This is a genomic window from Sphingobium quisquiliarum P25, from assembly GCF_000445065.1.
Taxonomy (GTDB): domain Bacteria; phylum Pseudomonadota; class Alphaproteobacteria; order Sphingomonadales; family Sphingomonadaceae; genus Sphingobium; species Sphingobium quisquiliarum.
In genome coordinates this window covers 1-19,186 of the sequence record NZ_ATHO01000089.1, presented here as the reverse complement: position 1 = coordinate 19,186, position 19,186 = coordinate 1, and the positions used below count along the sequence as shown (strand labels likewise).

At 65.9% G+C, this 19,186-nt stretch carries 17 protein-coding genes; 10 read left to right on the top strand and 7 right to left on the bottom strand.

The window, feature by feature from the left end; translation table 11 throughout:
• Positions 1–729, bottom strand: a 729-nt coding sequence (locus L288_RS32250; RefSeq protein WP_021238356.1) for a polysaccharide deacetylase family protein, incomplete at its 3' end; no start/stop codon positions are given.
• A gap of 43 nt (positions 730–772) precedes the next feature.
• Positions 773–2,533 carry a sensor histidine kinase gene (locus L288_RS32245; RefSeq protein ID WP_021238355.1) on the bottom strand — a complete coding sequence of 587 codons (1,761 nt, stop codon included), beginning with the start codon at positions 2,531–2,533 and terminating at the stop codon, positions 773–775.
• A gap of 186 nt (positions 2,534–2,719) precedes the next feature.
• Between L288_RS32245 and L288_RS32240 the strand changes: the two genes are divergently transcribed.
• The gene (locus tag L288_RS32240; protein WP_021238354.1) at positions 2,720–3,193 is read left to right on the top strand and encodes an Lrp/AsnC family transcriptional regulator; all 474 of its coding nucleotides are present in this window, start codon (positions 2,720–2,722) and stop codon (positions 3,191–3,193) included.
• Positions 3,194–3,210: 17 nt separating this feature from the next.
• On the opposite strand, the gene L288_RS32235 is transcribed toward L288_RS32240, so the two are convergent.
• Both L288_RS32235 and L288_RS32230 read right to left on the bottom strand, forming a co-directional pair.
• Positions 3,211–4,485 (bottom strand): YfgM family protein, encoded by a 1,275-nt coding sequence (locus L288_RS32235; protein WP_030541863.1) that lies wholly within the window; start codon positions 4,483–4,485, stop codon positions 3,211–3,213.
• 105 nt (positions 4,486–4,590) lie between these two features.
• Positions 4,591–5,865 carry a hypothetical protein gene (locus L288_RS32230; RefSeq protein WP_030541864.1) on the bottom strand — a complete coding sequence of 425 codons (1,275 nt, stop codon included), beginning with the start codon at positions 5,863–5,865 and terminating at the stop codon, positions 4,591–4,593.
• Between the two features lie 231 nt (positions 5,866–6,096).
• Here L288_RS32230 and gyrA point away from each other — a divergent pair, with 231 nt between their 5' ends.
• The gene (gene gyrA / locus L288_RS32225) at positions 6,097–8,829 is read left to right on the top strand and encodes a DNA gyrase subunit A (RefSeq protein ID WP_021238351.1); all 2,733 of its coding nucleotides are present in this window, start codon (positions 6,097–6,099) and stop codon (positions 8,827–8,829) included.
• Positions 8,826–9,173: a DUF952 domain-containing protein gene (locus L288_RS32220; RefSeq protein ID WP_021238350.1), complete on the top strand. Its 348-nt coding sequence runs from the start codon at positions 8,826–8,828 to the stop codon at positions 9,171–9,173. The genes gyrA and L288_RS32220 overlap by 4 nt, the downstream gene beginning before the upstream one ends.
• Before the next feature lie 292 nt (positions 9,174–9,465).
• Here L288_RS32220 and L288_RS32215 read toward each other — a convergent pair whose 3' ends face one another.
• A complete protein-coding gene (locus L288_RS32215) occupies positions 9,466–10,584 on the bottom strand; it encodes a glycosyltransferase (RefSeq protein WP_021238349.1) in 1,119 nt (372 codons plus the stop codon).
• Positions 10,585–10,638: 54 nt separating this feature from the next.
• Between L288_RS32215 and L288_RS32210 the strand changes: the two genes are divergently transcribed.
• The 7 genes from L288_RS32210 (at position 10,639) to L288_RS32180 (ending at position 17,040) form a co-directional block, all read left to right on the top strand.
• Positions 10,639–11,487, top strand: coding sequence for a lysophospholipid acyltransferase family protein (locus tag L288_RS32210; RefSeq protein WP_021238348.1), 849 nt, complete (start codon positions 10,639–10,641; stop codon positions 11,485–11,487).
• A gap of 78 nt (positions 11,488–11,565) precedes the next feature.
• Positions 11,566–12,210 carry a phosphoribosylanthranilate isomerase gene (locus L288_RS32205; protein WP_021238347.1) on the top strand — a complete coding sequence of 215 codons (645 nt, stop codon included), beginning with the start codon at positions 11,566–11,568 and terminating at the stop codon, positions 12,208–12,210.
• Positions 12,207–13,451, top strand: a complete 1,245-nt coding sequence (trpB, locus tag L288_RS32200) for a tryptophan synthase subunit beta (RefSeq protein ID WP_021238346.1) — start codon at positions 12,207–12,209, stop codon at positions 13,449–13,451. The genes L288_RS32205 and trpB overlap by 4 nt, the downstream gene beginning before the upstream one ends.
• A gap of 48 nt (positions 13,452–13,499) precedes the next feature.
• Positions 13,500–14,330 (top strand): tryptophan synthase subunit alpha, encoded by an 831-nt coding sequence (trpA, locus tag L288_RS32195; protein WP_021238345.1) that lies wholly within the window; start codon positions 13,500–13,502, stop codon positions 14,328–14,330.
• On the top strand, positions 14,327–15,178 hold the full coding sequence (gene accD, locus L288_RS32190) for an acetyl-CoA carboxylase, carboxyltransferase subunit beta (protein WP_021238344.1): 852 nt from the start codon (positions 14,327–14,329) through the stop codon (positions 15,176–15,178). The genes trpA and accD overlap by 4 nt, the downstream gene beginning before the upstream one ends.
• A 26-nt stretch (positions 15,179–15,204) precedes the next feature.
• The gene (locus L288_RS32185) at positions 15,205–16,530 is read left to right on the top strand and encodes a bifunctional folylpolyglutamate synthase/dihydrofolate synthase (protein WP_021238343.1); all 1,326 of its coding nucleotides are present in this window, start codon (positions 15,205–15,207) and stop codon (positions 16,528–16,530) included.
• 69 nt (positions 16,531–16,599) lie between these two features.
• Positions 16,600–17,040, top strand: a complete 441-nt coding sequence (locus L288_RS32180) for a DUF6628 family protein (RefSeq protein ID WP_021238342.1) — start codon at positions 16,600–16,602, stop codon at positions 17,038–17,040.
• Here the strand turns inward: L288_RS32180 and L288_RS32175 are convergent.
• On the bottom strand, positions 17,025–18,350 hold the full coding sequence (locus L288_RS32175; protein ID WP_021238341.1) for an AmpG family muropeptide MFS transporter: 1,326 nt from the start codon (positions 18,348–18,350) through the stop codon (positions 17,025–17,027). The genes L288_RS32180 and L288_RS32175 overlap by 16 nt on opposite strands.
• A 108-nt stretch (positions 18,351–18,458) precedes the next feature.
• Positions 18,459–18,932: a response regulator gene (locus tag L288_RS32170; RefSeq protein ID WP_021238340.1), complete on the bottom strand. Its 474-nt coding sequence runs from the start codon at positions 18,930–18,932 to the stop codon at positions 18,459–18,461.
• Positions 18,933–19,186: the final 254 nt, after the last annotated feature.

Here is a 19,186-nt window from a genome sequence, read left to right as displayed (position 1 = left end):
GCCGCCCAGCCGCCCCGCGCGCCGCGCCGCTTCATAACAGCGCCCGCCCGACCGGCGCAGCAGCCCGGTAAAGGCGGTGGACAGCGGCAACTCCATCAGCCGCCGCCCACGCCCTGCCCAATAAGGATGGAGCGGCATTCCCCTGAAATCCGGCCCATGTTGCCCGGAATAATCGAAGCGGCTGCGCACGGAACTGTCGAGCTTGAACCCCAACCCCTCCAGCAATCGCGCGCTATGGGGTCCGACGCCGTAGCGCCCCGCGCGGTATACGATGGGCCGCTGCCCGAACCGGTCCGCGATGCGCTGGCAAAGCGCCTCCAGCTTGGCTCGCTCCAGCGCTTCGGGCAGGAATCCCGCATAACTGTTCGCCGCCGTCACCTGCTCCACATGAGGAGGGTTCACCCATGGATGCAGGTGCGCGCCGATGTCCGCCGCTCCATCCGCCAGCCAGCGCCCCATCATCGCCGCCGCCGCATCGCTGTCCACAACCGGATAGTCCGTCACATAGACAGGCCTTATCCCGGCCGCCGCGAAATAGCGCTGCCCGCGCTCCATGCCCGCCAGCGCAGTGACGGCATTGGCAGACCGGTTGAAAGGGGCGTTCCAGTCGAACTCCTCCTCCGTATCGACGAACAGCATGAAGCGCGTGCCGAATGCCGGGTCGAGCGCGATCATATCCTCAGGCGCTGGCGGGCGGAGCAGATTGCCGTCATGGAAAACAGGGGTCATGCCCCTGTGCTAGCGCGCAATGGTTGCGATTGAATTGCTCTGTTCAGGCGTTGCCCGCCGCATCTTCCCTCAGGCCCAGCGCAGGCATGGACAGCAGGAAGCGATCGGGCGTGATCTGCAAGGTCCCGCCGCTCCCGGCCGCCAGACTGCGGATCAGGCGCAGGGAAAAGCCAAGGCCCAGCAGAGGCCCGTCCGCCCAATCGCCCTCCGCCGTATAGCCGGGATCGAGCAGCTGTTCTTCCTCAAGGTCCGCCAGGCTCGCCGGGCGATCGACGCCCAGCACCACGCAGCCATTGCCGCCATCATGCTGGAACCAGCAAGCGCCGGTCAGCGCCTCGCCGGGAGCCATTACCGAAATGACCGTGCGCATCAGATGCTGCACCATTCGTTCGCCCTGCACTGGATCGATGCGGACGAGCGGCAGGGAAGATCCCATGTCGATATCGACCTGCGCACCGCTGCCTTCGCCCTGCTCCTGAAAGCGGGTGGACACTTGCGTCACCAGCAGGGCAGGATCGACGGCGCTCAGCATTTCGCCCCCCTCGCCGCGCGAGACGCGGGCGGCCAGGTCCAGATCGTCGAAGGCGGAGAGCAGATGCCGCGCGTCGATCGCGATCTTGCCCGCCATCTCGCGATATTCCGGTCCGCTGGGTCCGAACAATTCCTGCTCGATAATATCGGCAAAGCCCAGAATGGCGTTCAGCGGCGTGCGCAGCTCATGCACCAACTGCCGCAGCGAATCCGCCGAAAGCCCGGCGACCGACACCGGCTCGGCCAGCGGCGCGGCGGCCACCTCGTGCAGATAAGGCCGTCTCGCCTGCCCGCGATAGCCCTGAAAACGGCCCGATCGCGGATCGAAGAAGGGGGTGGCGGACAGCCTCCATTCCCCCGCCATGGCTCCGCCAACGATGGTGAAGCGGCCGTTCTGGAAACCGCTGCGGCGCAGGAAGGCGCCAGCCACGCTGCCGTCCGGCCCGCTCGCGCCCGGCAGCGATGTCTCGCCCAGCGACAGGCCGATCAGCGCGGCGCGCGGTCCCTGGTCGATCCATATGATCATGCCCGCCGCGTCGGTTTCGAAAGCGAAGCTGCGCACGCTCGTCGCATCTTCGCGGGGCGGCGCTGCCGTCGCGTCGGGAGAACGCCGCGTGCTGGTGAAGCGTTCGATGCGGCTGACAAGGTTGCGGATCTGGTTGTCCCCAGCCTCCGGCTCGTCCGCTTCCGCCGGGGAAGGCGCGTCCTGCCGCAACCCGGCCGGAGCGTCCGCTTCTCCCGCGCTTTCCTGCGCGGCGGGGACGACCATGTCCTCGGTCAGCAGCATGTCCTCCGCCGCATCCTGCACATCGGTGGTCAGCACCAGGTCGGCCGGTCCGAACGCCTCCAGCGCCTGCACCGCCGCCGGTCCCAGGTCCCGCCGTCCCCGCAGCACGCCGCGCGCCGTCGGCGTCAGTTGCGGCAGAAGCTGCGCCCATATCTCATCCGGCAGCCGCGCGCGCGACATGGCTGCGGCAGCGATAGACGGGCGGTCGCTGGCGAAAAATTCCACAAGCGCAGGCGATCGCAGCCGCGCGCCCAGCTCGACCACCGTCGCGATCCGCTGCGTTTCGGACAGTTGCGGCCGCAATTCCTCCAGCCGCCCCAGCAACGCCGCGCGCTCCTCTTCCGGCAGCGGCTTGCGGTCGGCCCTGTCATTCTGCGCCAGCAGGTCCACGCATTGGCGCCACAATGTCACCGCGCCCAGGCCGCTTCTATTCTCTGCGGCCAGAACCGTCTGCATCAGATCGTTGAAGCGCACATCATTCCCCATAGAGCCCCAGCAGCATGCAGCACCGGCCGCAGGGGAAAATCACGAGTGAAGAATAGGGCTTCGCCCGCCAAAACGAAAGGGACGCGCCATGCCCATTTGGGATCGTCGCATAGTGGGACAAATTGCATTGCCCTGAAATATTATTATGATGCCGGGCAAGAATCGAGAAAGGAAATAAGCGAAGCGATGGCCGGTCCCAATATCGACGACATCGATCTGCATATCCTGGGCGAGTTGCAGCAGGACGGCCGGATGACCAATGTGGAGCTTGCGCGCAAGGTCGGCCTGACCGCCCCGCCCTGCCTCCGCCGCGTCCGCGCGCTGGAGGAAAGCGGCGCGATCAATTCCTATCACGCGGTCGTCAACCCGGCGATGCTGGGCTATACCATCACGGTCTTCGCCATGGTCAGCCTCAAGAGCCAGGCGGAAGCGGACCTCAAGGCGTTCGAGGACCATATCGCCACCCTTCCCGAAGTGCGGGAATGCTACATGCTGAACGGCGAAATCGACTTCATCCTGAAGGTGGTCGCGCGCGACCTGCAAAGCTTCCAGCAGTTCCTGACGTCAAAGCTGACGCCCGCGCCGAACGTGGTGAGCGTCAAGACGTCGCTCACCATCCGCACGTCCAAGAACCTGCCCGGCGTACCGCTGCCGGTCTGACCGGCAGCGGCCTTGCCCTAGCTGGCCGGGGAAGCGGCAGCCGCCGGGTTCTGCGCGACCTTGCGGCTCTGCTGGTCGATCCACACCGACCAGAAACCGGCGACATTGGCCCAATTGCCATTGACCTGCGCCAGCGCCGCCTTGCCGCCCGCCAGGTCGCCCGACCGTGCCAGCGCGATGCCCAGCCGGGTATTAGCCCGGTTCTGATCGATGCCGCCCTTGCTCAGCGCCAGCCGGTATTGCTCCACTGCCTGGGGAAACTGGCTGAGCGAGAAATAATCGTCCGCAACCGCCAGCGCGGCGGTTCCGTCCTTCGCGGACGCAGCCTTCTTCGCGGCGGCGGGCAGAGCGGCGATCTGCTTGGCGGCCTTGGGCGTCACACTCTTCATCAGCGACGCGGTTGTTGCTTGCGTCGCGGTCAGCTTGCCAGCGGCGCGCCCGGCTTCGATGATCGCCTTGGCCTCGGCATAGTTGCCCGCCTTTTCGGCGAATTGCGCATAGGCCTGATAGTCGCGCTCGCTCGCCATCGCGCCATTGGCGGCCTGCAAGCGGTAGAGATCGAGCTGGACCTGGGATTCCATGCCGGGCGCTGTCAGATAATTGACCAGCCCGGAACGCCACTCGCCTGCCGACTCATATTTGGTCAGCCGTTCGCGGTAGAGCGATCCGACTTCCTGCCAATCCCCGGCGGCATAGGCCATGGAAATGGCCCGGTCATACCAGGCGGCCGGGATCGGCTGGCCAGAGGCCCGCTGACGGGCGAGCGCTTCCTGGACATAGGGGCGCGCATCCTTCGGCTTGTTCTTGCGCAGGTAGATGTCCGCGCGCAGCATCGTCGCGTCGATCCCGTCATAGCCCAGCGTCTTGGCGTAATCGAGCTGGGCCAGCGCATCGTCATAATTGCCGACGACATAGGACAGGTAGCCAGCGACGTAGCGCAGGCGCGGCGCATCCTTCTTGGGCACCGAACTGGTCTTGAACATATCGGTCAGCGCGACGCGCTGCGCCTGGAAATCGCGTTTCAGCACCGCCATTTCGAACCGCAGCCCTGCCGCCACATAGGCTTCGAAATCGCTCGACGGCATCAGCCCGGCGATCCGCGCCTGCGCCGACGCCGCGTCTCCCGCCTTGATCGCTGCGTCGGCGGCCTGCGCCGCCGTGCGGAAGGATTCGGACATCTGGACGACGGGCCCGGCCGGGGCCTTCTTCGCCATCGCTGGTGTCCCGGCCGCCATCAATGCGGCAGCGGCCAGAAACCCGTAATTCATAGTGGATAGTCGCACGCGGGCCATGTCGGGCCGTCCCCTTTTCATTTCCGGCGTCTGAGCGCCGGTCCCTGTTCTTTCACCGCTACTGGAATGAGGGCGCGCCCGCACCGGACAGGCGCGCCATTCTCATCAGGCCTTGGTCGCCAGATAGGCGAGCCACAGGTCGGCGATCTGCTTGCGCGTGCCGCCCTGCACGGACTGGAACGCCGCCTTGGCCGACGCGACATCGCCGCCCAGCGCCTTTGCTATGCCCAGGCGCGTGTTGACCTCGTCGGCGTCGACGCCGCCCTTCTGCTTGGCCAGTTCGAACATCGCCGCGGCCTTGGCATAGTCGCCATAGCCCAGATAGGCGTCGGCGGTCGCTGCCGCGATCTTGCCATTGGCCGCCTTGCGCGCATCCGCTTCCGCAGCGGGGAGGGAGCTTTTGTCGCTGCTGATCCTCGGCGTCGCCGTCTGGTAGAGGTCGGCCCCGGCCGATCCGCTCAGCACGCCCTTCGCCCGCCCGGCGTCGATGGCCGACTTCACTTCGCCATAGATGCCGGTCTTGGACGCCATTTCGGCATATTCGGTATAGTCGCCCGCGACGACCAGCCCGCCCGACGCCGCCATCAGGCGCAGCACGTCCAGATTTTCGCGGTTGGTGATGTTGGGGTTGGACTGCTGGAACAGGCGGACGAGCGTGCGAAGATTTTCGCCGCTCGGCTGCGCCTGATAGGCGGCCTTCGCCCATTCGGCGGTTTCAGGCAGGCGGGCGCTCGCGGCCCGGCTGACGCCGATCTGATACCATTGCGCGGGAACCTGCCCGCCAGCCGCCTTGGTGGCGTCGACCGCAGCCTTCAGCGCGGCAAGGCCCTGCTGGTTGAGGCTGCGCGCCGGTTCGGCGCCCGCATTGGCGGTGCCCGCCTTGCCGAAATAGGCCTGGGCCAGCGTGACATTGACCATGTCCGGCTTGTAGCCCGCCTGGATCGCCGCCTTGCCGCGCGAGATGGCGAGGTCGTAATTCTTCGCCTGCAACGCCTGTTCGGCGGCGACGGCGTTGAACTGGCCCGCCTGGTCGGGCGGCGTCAGGCCGCTGTCCAGCATCTGGGCCAGCGCCTCACCCTGCAATGCGCTGTCCTTCGCGGCGATCGACGCGTTCAGCTTGATCGCGCCGATCTGATATTTGTCGTCGTTCGACTGCGCCTTGGCGTCGGCTTCGGCCAGCGCGGCCTTTGCCGCCGCGAAATCATTCTTCTGGGTGGCCGCCTGCGCGGCTTGCAGCGACTTGATCACGTCCGGCGAGACGTTCAGCTTGGGCGCGCCGCCCTTCTTCTCATCCTTCTTCGCCGCCATCGCCGGGGCCGAAACAGCGCCGCCGGTCAGCGCCAGAGCCAGCGCGAGCGCCACTGGGGTAACAAATCGCATGATCATCTTCTCCTCTGCGCCCGGGGGACAGGCGGCCTTTGGTTAAGCGCCGGGTAGGGGACGGCGCGTGAATGACGTTTGAACAGCGTATATGCACCCCTTTGCGGCCTGTCAGCCCCTTCTTGCAGCTTGATCGACGCGAGCGCGCGCGCGTGCGTGAGGGGTGACAGATTTGTTTCGCTCCGCTAGTGCATGAGCAACGAAACAGTTCCATCCAAAAAGAGAATCGCATTGACCGACGAGACTGCCCTCGCCGACCCTTCGGACATCAGCCCCATCTCCATCGTGGACGAGATGAAGGCGAGCTATCTCGACTACGCCATGTCGGTGATCGTCGCCCGCGCCCTGCCGGACGTGCGCGACGGATTGAAGCCGGTGCATCGCCGCATCCTCTTTTCCGCCCATGAATCGGGCTTCCAGTATAACAAGCCCTATCGCAAGTCCGCGCGCATCGTCGGCGACGTGATCGGTAAATATCACCCCCATGGCGACAGCGCGATCTATGACGCGTTGGCGCGCATGACGCAGGACTGGTCGATGCGCGTGCCGCTGATCGATGGTCAGGGGAATTTCGGTTCCATGGACCCCGATCCGCCGGCGGCCATGCGATACACCGAAGCGCGCCTTGCCAAGGTCACCAACGCGCTGCTGGAGGATCTCGACAAGGACACCGTCGATTTCCAGCCCAATTATGACGCCTCCGAAAGCGAGCCGCAGGTCCTGCCCGCGCGCTTCCCGAACCTGCTGGTCAACGGCGCGGGGGGCATCGCGGTCGGCATGGCGACCAACATTCCGCCCCATAACCTTGGCGAAGTGATCCGCGCCTGCCTCGCCTATATCGACAATCCGGCGATCAGCGTGGACGACATCATTCAGATCGTCCCCGGCCCCGATTTTCCCACCGCTCCGCTGATCCTCGGCCAATCGGGCGCCCGCAGCGCCTATCATACCGGGCGCGGCTCGATCATGATGCGCTCGCGTCATGTGGTGGAGGAAGGGCGCGGCGACCGCCGTTCCATCGTCCTCACCGCCATCCCCTATCAGGTCGGCAAGAACGGCCTTGTGGAAAAGATCGCCGAAGCCGCCAAGGACAAGCGGATCGAGGGGATCAGCGACATTCGCGACGAATCGAGCCGCGAAGGCGTGCGCATCGTCATGGACCTCAAGCGCGACGCCACGCCGGAAGTCGTGCTGAACCAGCTCTGGCGCAACACCCCGGCGCAATCGAGCTTCCCGGCCAACATGCTCGCCATCCGCGGCGGCCGCCCCGAACTGCTCAACATCCGCGACATTATCGAAGCCTTCGTCCGCTTCCGCGAAGAAGTCATCACCCGCCGGACGAAGTACGAACTCAACAAGGCCCGCGACCGCGCGCATATCTTGCTGGGCCTCGTAATCGCGGTCACGAACCTTGATGAAGTCGTCCGCATCATCCGTGGTTCGGCCAGCCCGGCCGAAGCGCGCGAAACGCTGCTCGCCCGTGACTGGCCGGTGGCGGAGATCGCGCCCTATCTGCGCCTGGTCGAAGCGATCGAGACCGAAGCGACCGGCGACACCTATCGCCTTAGCGACACGCAGGTCCGCGCCATCCTCGACCTGCGCCTGCATCGCCTGACCGCGCTCGGCCGCGACGAGATCGGCAACGAACTGGCCGAACTCGCTTCCGCCATCGCCGAATATCTCGAAATCCTCGGCAACCGGCAGAAGCTCTACGCCGTCATGCGCGAGGAGTTCGAGGCGATCGAGCGCGACTTCGCCACCCCGCGCCTGTCGGAGATCACCGCCGCCGCCGACGGCATCGAGGATGAAGACCTGATCGAGCGCGAGGAGATGGTCGTCACCGTCACCGTGCAGGGCTATATCAAGCGCACCCCGCTCGAAAGCTTCCGCGCCCAGGCGCGCGGCGGCAAGGGCCGCTCCGGCATGGCGACCAAGGATGAGGACGCGATCACCGAACTGTTCGTGACCTCCACGCACACGCCGGTCCTCTTCTTCTCGACCGCGGGCAAGGTCTATCGCCTGAAAGTCTGGCGCCTGCCCGAAGGCGGCCCGGCGACGCGCGGCCGCCCGATGGTGAACCTGCTCCCGCTCGGCCCCGGCGAAACGATCCAGACCGTCCTGCCGCTGCCGGAGGATGAGGATAGCTGGAAGGACCTGCACGTCATGTTCGCCACTGCGAACGGCACGGTCCGCCGCAACAGCATGGACGCCTTCGCCAACGTGCCCAGCAACGGCAAGATCGCGATGCGCTTCGATGACGAGAGCGAGGATCGGCTGATTGGCGTTGCGCTGCTTTCCGAGGAGGATGACGTGCTGCTCGCCACCCGTCAGGGCAAGGCGATCCGCTTCAAGGCTACCGATGTGCGCGAGTTCCAGAGCCGCACCTCGACCGGCGTGCGCGGCATGACCCTGAAAAAGGATGATGAGGTTATTTCCCTCTCCATCCTTCACCGCGCAGGCACAACGCAGGAGGAGCGCGAGGATTATCTCCGCTTCGCCCCGTGGAAGCCGGAGAAGGAAGGCTCGCCGCAGATGAGCGACGAGCGTTTCGCCGAACTACAGGGGAAGGAACAGTTCATCCTCACCGTCTGCGCCAATGGCTATGGCAAGCTGTCCTCGGCCTATGACTATCGCCGCACCGGACGGGGCGGCCAGGGCATCACCAATATCGACAATATCGGCCGCAACGGCCCGGTCGTCGCCAGTTTCCCGGCGCGCCATGGCGATCATCTGATGCTCGTCACCGATCAGGCGAAGCTGATCCGCATGGGCCTTGATACCCTGCGCGTCATCGGCCGCAACTCGGCGGGCGTCCGCCTCTTCAACGTGTCCGATGGCGAGCATGTCGTCAGCGCCGCGAAGATCGAGGAAAGCGACGAGGAAACCGAAGTGACCACCCCGGCGGGCCTGGAAGTCAGCCCGGACGTCAGCCCCGAAGCCGACCCGGACCTCAGCGAGGAGTGACCGACCTCTTCGCCTACAAGATCCTGACCAGGGATCAGTATGACCAGCTAAAGGCCGACGGCACGTTCAAGGGCGCGCCCGTCGACCTGCGGGACGGCTATATCCACCTGTCCACCCGGCAGCAGGCGGCGGAGACAGCGGCAAAGCATTTCGCCGGGCAGGACAATCTGGTGATGCTGATGGTCGACCTCGCCCCCTTCGGCGAGGCGATAAAGTGGGAAGAGTCGCGCGGCGGCGCGCTCTTTCCGCATTTATATGGCCATCTGCCTTTGAGCGCGGTTGCGGGCAAGGTCGTCCTCCGGCTGGATGAGCAGGGGAAGCACCTGTTCCCGGCGGGCTTCTGACCCGCCTCCGTTCGTTTCGAGCGAAGTCGGGAAACGCTCCTCAAAGCGCATCCCTCGCCTTCCGTCATTCCGGCAAGCCGGGAACCCATCCCTCCTGAAACAACCCTATCAAAAGGTCGGGAGATACATTCCAACCTGCGGAATGATGGTAACGGGTGGATAGCAGACGCCACCTGTTCAGTATCCCGCCGTCCCCGCGCAGGCGGGGACCTATCTCTCCGCACGCGACTGGACCGCCGAAGGCGGCATGATCCCCGCCTGCGCGGTGACGACGAAGATGGGTCGAAAGCAACTAGCGCGCGCTCTCCATCCGCACGACCTTCCCTCCCTTCACCCAATAATCGAACCCGCCCCACCGGATCCGCCTCGACCCTACCGCCGCCAACTGCATCCCCCAATGCGCCCAGCACACCGCGAAGGGCGCCAGCACATCCCACCAGAGCGACCTCTTCGCCGCCACTGCCTGTCGCGGTTCCACCACTGCCGCAATGATCCGCCGCCGCGCCAGCACCCGTCCCACGGCGGCCGCGTAACCCACAGTCAGGGCGCTCCAACCGCCCCAGGCTAAGGCCCAGACCCAGCCCAAAGCCTGCAACCCCACCACCAGCGCAGCAACCGCCCACATCCCCGCGCTGTTGGTCGCGATATGCCGATATTGCCGCACCCCGAACGCAAAGGCCCCCCGCGCCTCCAGCGGCGTTGCGACGAGCAGATCCCGCACCGGCCGCAACCGCAGCTTCGCCCGCCAGCCCGCCAGCCCAATCGCCATGTCATCCGACAAGCGTCCGGCCATGGCCGCATCCAGATCGAGCCGCTCCGCCACCTCTCGCGTCAGCGCCATCGCGCCGCCCCAGGGCATGGTCGCGCTGGCTGCGCGGGGCAGCGTCGCCAACTGCATCTCCACCGCGCCGACCAGCGCCGCACCGGCCTGCGCTTCCGGCAGCAACAGCCGGTATCCGGTAACGATATCTGCCTTCCCCCGCACCAGCGGAAAGAGCAGCCGCCCGACCAGCCGCACAGGCGGCAGGATATCCGCATCCACAAACACCAGATAGCGATCCGCGTCCCCCAAGGATCGCAAGGCCGCGCGCAGCTTGTGAACCTTCTGCCCCTCGTCGCTCGCCACGCCCGCGCGAACGATCTGCACCCAGTCCCCCTCACGCGCAGCCAGAGCCTCCGCCGCCGGGCAAGCCCCCGAGGTCGTGATCACCAGCCGGAACCGCGCCGTCTGCGCCTTCAACCGCGCGATCAGCTCCGCGCCGCCATCCCAGTCATCCCGCACCGACAGCAGCACCACGACGCCCTCCGGCGCTTCTTCCTGCCGGTCCACGGGCAGATGCCGCCAATAGTTCAGCACCCCCAGCAGGGAGAGCCCCTGCAACATCACCCAAAGCCCCAAGGCCCAATTCATCGCTTAACCCAAGCCCTTTACCGCCCCGACCGCTGCTGTATGACGGCAGGCGCGATGCTCTCCAACCCCTTTCTCTTCACCCTCCTCCGCATCCTTCCCGCCTCACTGGCCTCATGGCTGGGCGGCTGGCTGTCGGTGAACATCGCGCGCAGGAACATGAAGCTGCGCGACCAGCGCGCCCGCACCAACCTCGCCATCCTGCGCCCCGGCCTCGACAAGGCGGCCAGCGAAGCCATCCTCACCCGCCGCTGGTTCAATCTCGGCCGCACCATGGCCGAACTCACCAACATCGACCGGCTGATCGAAAATAACCATATCACGGTCGAGGATGCGGAAGGCTATCAACAGGTCCTCGACGGCCCCGGTCCGATGATCGCGCTCGCCGTCCATCTCGGCAATTGGGACCTGCTTGCCGCCCATATCAAGGCGTCCACCGATCGCCCCGGCCTCGGCGTCTACGACCCGCCGCAAGACCCCGGCCAGGCCGCCATGCTGAAACGCGCCCGATCAAGCTATATGGGCGAGGCGATTACCGGAGAGGGCGCGGCGCGCGGCATCCTCAAGCATCTGACCACGAAGGATCGCGCCACCCTTTACATCCTGCTGGACGAGCGCCGCGACCGTCAGGTCTGGTTCCCCCGCTTCGGCCGCGACCTGCCGCCGTCAGGCAATCTTTCCGTAGCGCTGCGCCTCGCGCGGAAAGTGGGCGCGAAATTCCTGCCCTTCTACATGATCCGCACCGAAGGCCCCAACTTCCGCGTCCACTGGCACCCGCCGCTCGATCCTGCGCAGCTTGCCGACGATCAGATCATGGATCAGGTGGATGCCTTCCTCGGCAAGGCGTGCATCGACCATGCCGACCAATGGCTGGCGCTTCACGATATGGATTTGACGCTATCCTGAGCGCCACCGCGCTCCTGCGGAGGCAGGAGCACGGAGCACATGGTTTCAACTCACCGCAACTAAGTCTAAAGCCCTCCAATGTCCCGACTCGCCATAAAAATCTGCGGCCTCTCGACGCCAGACACTGTTGGCGCGGCGATCAAGGCTGGCGCGTCGCATCTCGGCTTCGTCCACTTCCCCAAAAGCCCCCGCCATGTCGAAGCCGGCCAGATCCGCGCCCTCGCCGCGCAGGTGCCTGCGCACATCGATCGGGTAGCCGTCCTGGTCGACCCTGCCGACGACATCCTCACCCAACTCATCGCCACCAACAGCCTCACCGCCCTCCAGCTTCACGGCAGGGAAAGCCCGGAGCGCGCCGCCGCCATCCGCCAGCGCTTCAACCTTCCGGTCTGGAAGGCCATCTCCGTCAAGACCCGCGCCGACATCGACGCCGCCAAGGCCTATAGCGGGGCGGCCGACCTCCTCCTCTTCGACGCGAAAACCCCGGATGGCGCGGCGCTGCCCGGCGGCATGGGGCTGCGCTTCGACTGGACGCTGCTGCGGGGCGTCCCCATATCGCTGCCCTGGGGCCTTTCCGGCGGCCTTGGCATCGATAACGTCGCCGAAGCGATCCGCATCACCGGCGCGCCGATGATCGACGTTTCTTCCGGCGTGGAAAGCGCGCCGGGCATCAAGAGTGTGGACAAGATCATGGCCTTCTGCAAAGCGGCACAGCCATCATGACCATCAAGAACTCCCTCCGCTCCCAGCCCGACGCGTCCGGCCATTTCGGTTCCTTCGGCGGCCGCTATGTCGCCGAAACGCTGATGCCGCTCATCCTGGAGCTGGAGAAGGTCTATAAGGCCGCCAGGCAGGACCCGGAATTCGACGCCGAATTCACCCAACTGCTCCGCACCTATGTCGGCCGCCCCAACCCGCTTTACTATGCGCAGCGGCTGACCGAAGCCCTCCGCGCCGGAGCGCCGGAAGGCCCGAATGGTCAAAAGAAGGGCGCGAAAATCTACCTGAAGCGCGAGGAACTGAACCACACCGGCGCGCACAAGATCAACAACTGCATCGGCCAGGCCCTGCTCGCCCGCCGCATGGGCAAGAAGAAGGTCATTGCCGAAACCGGCGCTGGCCAGCACGGCGTCGCCACCGCCACCGTCGCCGCCCTGTTCGGCATGGAATGCAAGATCTTCATGGGCGCGAAGGATGTCGAGCGGCAGAAGCCCAACGTCTTCCGCATGAAGCTGCTCGGTGCGGAAGTCGTCCCGGTCGTGTCGGGCTCGCAGACGCTCAAGGACGCGATGAACGACGCGCTGCGCCATTGGGTCTCCAACGTCCACGACACTTTCTACATCATCGGCACGGCGGCAGGCCCGCACCCCTATCCCGAACTGGTCCGCGACTTCCAGTCGATCATCGGCCGCGAAGCGCGCGAGCAGATCCTGGAGATCGAAGGCCGCCTGCCCGACATGCTGATCGCCCCGGTCGGCGGCGGCTCCAACGCCATCGGCCTGTTCCATCCCTTCCTTGACGACGCAGAGGTCAAGATGATCGGCGTGGAAGCAGCGGGCGAAGGCCTGCAAGGCAAACATGCCGCCTCTCTGGCGGGCGGCGCATCGGGCATACTGCACGGCAACCGCACCTATCTGCTCCAGGACGAGGACGGCCAGATCACCGAGGCGCACAGCATCTCCGCTGGCCTCGACTATCCCGGCATCGGCCCTGAACATAGCTGGCTGCACGAAATCGGCCGGGTCGAATATATGCCCATCACCGACGATGAAGCGCTGGCCAGCTTCCAGAAGCTCGCCGCGCTCGAAGGCATCATCCCGGCGCTGGAATCCGCCCATGCCATCGCCAGCGCGGAAAAGGTCGCACCGACGATGGACGCGGACCAGATCATCGTCGTCAATCTCTCCGGTCGAGGGGACAAGGACATCTTCACGGTGGCCGACGCACTGGGAGTTGAGATGTGAGAAACCTCCCTGCGCCGACCTACCCCTCCTTCCCTTGGGAATGCCGCCGTGACCGCTGATCGCCTTGCCGCCCGCTTTGCCACCTGCAAGGAAGCAGGCCGCGCCGCGCTCGTCACCTTCGTGACCGCAGGCGACCCGACCGTCGCCGCGACGCCCGCCATCCTCGACGCGCTCGTCGCGGGCGGCGCGGACATCATCGAACTGGGCATGCCCTTCACCGATCCGATGGCGGACGGCCCCGCTATCGAGCTGGCGAACCTGCGCAGCCTTGGTTCGGGCACGAAGACCAGGGACATTTTCCACCTCGCCACCACCTTCCGCGCCCGCCATCCGCACACGCCGCTGGTCCTCATGGGCTATGCCAACCCCATGCTGGTGCGCGGCTCCGAATGGTTCGCCGGTCAATGCCGCCAGGCAGGGGTGGACGGCGTGATCTGCGTCGATGTCCCGCCGGAGGAAGATGCCGAAATCGGCCCTGCCCTCCGTGCGGCGGGCATCCACCTCATCCGCCTCGCGACGCCCACGACCGATGCGGCCCGCCTTCCCGCCGTGCTCGATGGCGCCAGCGGCTTCCTCTACCATGTCGCGGTGGCTGGCATCACCGGCAAGCAGCAGGCCGCGCAAGCCGCCGTCGAGCAAGCCGTGGCAAGGCTGAAAGCCGCCACTGACCTGCCCATAGCGGTCGGCTTCGGCGTCCGCTCCGCCGAACAGGCCGCCGCGATCGGCCGCGTCGCCGACGGCGTGGTGGTCGGCTCCGCCATCGTCGACATCATCGGCTCGCATGGCGATGCCGCCGCCCCCTTTGTCCAGGAGTTCGTCGCCAGCCTGCGCGGCGCGCTCAACGCCAACAGCCCCCATTATCGGGAGACCACCGCATGAGCTGGATCAACCGCGTCCGCAACGCCCTGCCCTTCATGGCGAAGAAGGAAAGCACGGCCGAAACGCTGTGGCACAAATGCCCGTCCTGCGCGGAGATGATCTTCATCAAGGAATGGGAAGATAATCTGTCCGTCTGCCCGCGCTGCGACCATCATGGCCGCATCGGCCCTTCCGAGCGTTTCGAGCAGATCCTCGACCCCGGCTTCATCCTCCTGCCCACGCCGCCGGTGCAGGAAGACCCGCTCAAATTCCGCGACACCAAACGCTATCCCGACCGCATCAAGGCCGCCCGCGCATCTACCGGCGATCAGGACGCGCTGATCAACGCGCGCGGCGCGATCGACGATGTGCCGCTGGTCATGGGCGTGCAGAATTTCGCCTTCATGGGCGGCTCCATGGGCATGGGCGTCGGCGCAGCCTTCATTCAGGGCGTGAACGAGGCGATCGGCCATAAATGCCCCTATGTCATCTTCACCGCGGCCGGTGGCGCGCGCATGCAGGAGGGCATATTGTCCCTCATGCAGATGCCCCGTTCGACCGTCGCGATCCAGAAGCTGCACGCCGCTGGCCTGCCCTATATCGTCGTCCTCACCGATCCGACCACCGGCGGCGTCACGGCGAGTTACGCCATGCTGGGCGACGTTCAAATCGCCGAACCCAATGCCCTGATCGGCTTTGCGGGCCAGCGCGTCATTGAAAGCACCATTCGCGAAAAGCTGCCGGACGGGTTCCAGCGCGCGGAATATCTGCTGGAACATGGGATGCTCGACATGGTTGTTCACCGTAGCGAATTGCGCGACACGCTGGCGCGGGTGATCGGCTATCTGACCCCTCGCGCCGCCGCCTGACGCCTTCGCGCGAAGGACGAAGGGCCATGCCCGACCACGCCATTTCCGATGATCCGGCGGTTCAGGCCCAGCTGGACCGCCTCGCGACCCTGTCGCCCGGCGCCGATATATTGGGCCTCGAAAGAATCACCAGCCTGCTCGACCGGCTCGGCAACCCCCACCGCGCGCTGCCGCCCGCCTTCCATGTCGCTGGCACCAATGGCAAGGGGTCGACCTGCGCTTTCCTTCGCGCCGCGCTGGAGGCGGATGGCCGGAGCGTCCATGTCTTCACCTCGCCCCATCTCGTCCGTTTCAACGAACGCATCCGCCTCAACGGCCAGCTCATCTCCGACGAAGCGCTCGCCCATTATCTCTCCCGCGTGCTGGACGTGGCGGAGGGCGTCGGCGCCAGCTTCTTCGAAGTCACGACCGCCGCCGCCTTCCTCGCCTTTGCCGAACATCCGGCCGACGCCTGTATTATCGAGGTGGGCCTTGGCGGGCGGCTGGACGCCACCAACGTCATCGAACGGCCCGCCATTTGCGGCATCGCCCAGCTCGGCATCGATCATCAGGCGTTCCTGGGCAACAGCCTGACCGCCATCGCTGCTGAAAAGGCGGGCATCGCCAAGCGCGGCGTCCCGCTCGTGACCCACCGCTATCCCGACCGCCTGACCCCGGTCATGCGCGGGGCCGCCGATCGCGCGGGCGCGCCGTGGCTGCCGATGGGCGGAAGCTGGGACGCGGCGGCCTATCGCGACCGGCTGCATTACCGCGACCAGCATGGCCGGATCGACGCGCCACTGCCCCGCCTTCCGGGCGCGCATCAGGTGCATAATGCCGCCCTCGCCTTCGCCATGCTGCGCCACCAGAGCGCCCTTCCCGTCAGCGAAGCCGCGCTCAAGGCCGCGCCGCTCTGGGCGCATTGGCCCGCGCGGCTCCAGCATCTGGATCATGGCCCGCTGCTCGCTCCCCTTCCGGCCGCCACCGAAGCCTGGCTCGACGGCGGTCACAATGCCGGGGCGGGTGAGGCGATCAGCGCCTTTTTCACCAGCGAAAGGCTGGGCGGGCGGCAACTTCACCTCGTCATCGGCATGCTCGCGAACAAGGATGTGGACGCCTATCTCGCGCCCTTCGCCGGCCGCATCGCCCATATCTACGCGCTGCCGGTTCCGGGGCATGACCATCACCCGGCCGAACGCTTCGCCGCCGTCGCCGCGCAATGGAACATCGGCTGCACCGCCCATGATTCGCCGCAGCAGGCGATCGCTGCCATCGCCGGACGCGGCGGACCTGTCGCGCCCCGGCTGCTGATCGCCGGGTCGCTCTATCTGGCCGGAGAGATTTTGCGGCTGAACGGACAAAATCCCGACTGATTATTCTTGCGATTCATTCTCAATAGCGTAAACCGGAGTCCGCCACATAACGGATGAAGGTTCACGATCATGGCTCATGGAGAGACTTCGCACCTCGACCTGCCCCGCCCCATTCCCGGCGGCTACGGCAATCGCCTCTTCCTCTATATCCTGCGCCGCATGGCGACGGCGGGGGTGAATGACGCCCATGCCGTGAATGCGATGATCGGCGCGTTCGGGCGCAGCTATCGCCGCCCGCTGGTGCTGATGCGCGCCATGATGCTGGAACTGGCCCGGTCGGCGACTCGCAAGATTTTGGTCGCGCCCTGCTGCTGCGCGCGCATGACGGCCGACGAAGGCGTGTTGATGCAGGCGGTCGGCACGGCGGTGCAGGACCCGCGTCTCGCCTATGATCATGTCACGGCGCTGCTCGGCAATGACGACGCGCTGGGCGCGCTCACCTGTCTTCAGGCGGTCGCGCAGGCGCATAATGACCTTGGCCGCCCGCTCGATCTTTACGCGGCGGGCTGATGGCCCTCGTCGGTGGCGGCGCTGCCGACGCTGCTGTCCACCAGCCCGGCGCGCATCATCAGCCAGAACAGGATGATGCCCGGCAGCGCCAGCGCCGTCGTCAGCAGGTAGAAGTCGACATAGCCGAACCGCTCGATCAGCGCGCCAGCCGATGTCCCGGTCAGGAACCGTCCGACCACGCTGGCCGCCGCCGAAATCATCGCATATTGGGCGGCAGTGAAGCGAAGGTCGCATAGCGCGGAAAAATAGGCGACCACCGCGACGCCGCCGATCCCGCTGGCGAAATTCTCAAAGCCGATGGCGCCTGCCATGCCAAGGTTGCTCTTGCCCGCCGCCGCCAGCGCCGCGAAGCTGAAATTGGATACCGCCATCAGCACCAGGCTGATCAGCACCGACCGCTTCAACCCCAGCCGCGCATAGAGCACGCCGCCTACGAAAATACCCGCGAGCAGCGCCCAGAAACCTACGCCCACGTCATAAAGCGCAATCTCGTCATTGCTGTAGCCAAGGTCGTTGAACAGCAGGCGAAAGGTCAGGTTCGCCAGCGTATCGCCGATCTTGTGGACGATGATGAACAGCAGCACGAGCCACGCGCCCTGCCGCTTGAAAAAGTCGATGAAAGGGCCGGTGATCGCCTGAAACAGCTCGCCGCCGCTCTTGCGCGACGCGATCTCGCGATGACGTTCCGGCTCTCCCACGATCAGCGCGGCCAGCATGGCAGGCAGGGCGAACAGGGAACAGACGAGATAGGCTGCGGTCCAGCTCCAATGCTGCGCCACGATCAGGCCCAGCGCGCCCGCCGCCGCCGCGCCGATGCGCCAGCCATATTGCGACATGCCCGCGCCGATCCCTAGCTGATCGGGCCGCAATATCTCGATGCGGTAGCCGTCGATGATGATGTCGAACGTCGCGCCCGCAATGCCCAGCAGGATCGCCGCCCGCACCGTCGCCATGATGTCGGACGCGGGATCGACCACCGCCAGGTTGACCACCGCCGCCATGACCAGCAGCCCCGCCAGCAGCATCCATGACACGCGCTGTCCCAGACGGTGCAGCAGAGGAAGCTTCACCCCCTCGACCACCCAGGCCCACAGCCATTTGAGATTATAGGCGAGCAGCACCAGGCTGAACGCCGTCACGCTTTTCTTGTCGATGCCGTCCTGCGCCAGCCGCGACGCCAGATTGGCGCCGATCATCGCAAAGGGAAAGCCGGACGAAATGCCCAAGAACAGCGCGGCCAGCGGCGCTTTTTCGACATAAGGCTTGACCGCATAGACCCAGCTTTTCGTGCCCATGGCGATGTCGGTCATGAAGTTGCGCGCCCCCGGTGATGCATGTCGCGCCACCATATGGACAAATGCCGCCGAAACAAGCCGCTGGCGCTGCTATTCCTCCCGTGAACGGCTGCGCGGCTCGCGTCAGCGCCCGGCGTCAGCCTCGCCCGCATGGTCGAACAGGCTGAGCCCGGCTGGCAGGCGCGCCGGTTCGACGCCCTGCAACTTCGCCTCGATCACGTCGATCGCCGCCAGCAGGTCGCGTGGCAGATAGGGTTTGGACAGGCATCCCACCGCCATGTCCGCCGCATCGACAGGGCATGCGCCGGTCACGAACAGCACCGGCAATCCCTTTTCATGCGCGTGGCGGGCGACGTCGATGCCGGTCTTGTCTCCATGCAGGGCGATGTCGGCGATCACCAGATCGACCTCGTCATCCTCGATGACCCGGACGGCATGGTCATAATCCTCGACCGTGGCGGCGACATGATAGCCCGCCTGTTCCAGCACATGCTCATTGTCGAAAGCGACCAGGGGCTCATCCTCGACGATCAGCACGCTGCGGATCGCCTTCCGCCGCGCCTGCCCTGCCTCTCCCTTTACCAGCCCGAAAAACATTTGCCGATCCGCCCCGTTTACGCCATTCAGCCGACCAACGCACGGCGGCTCGCGCCGGTTTCGCGACGGTCGGCCGCCGCCCATCGCATTGGCGATGGGGCAGCACCATTCGTCATGTTCATGGCATTTCCCGATATGGGAATGCCCCTCTGCCGGTAAAAGGAAGTCAGCCGTGGAACCGCCGAAAAAATCTGGACCGCCCCGCCGGGCTGGACCCGGCGGCCCCAAGCGCCCCTCCGGCGGCAAAGCGGGTC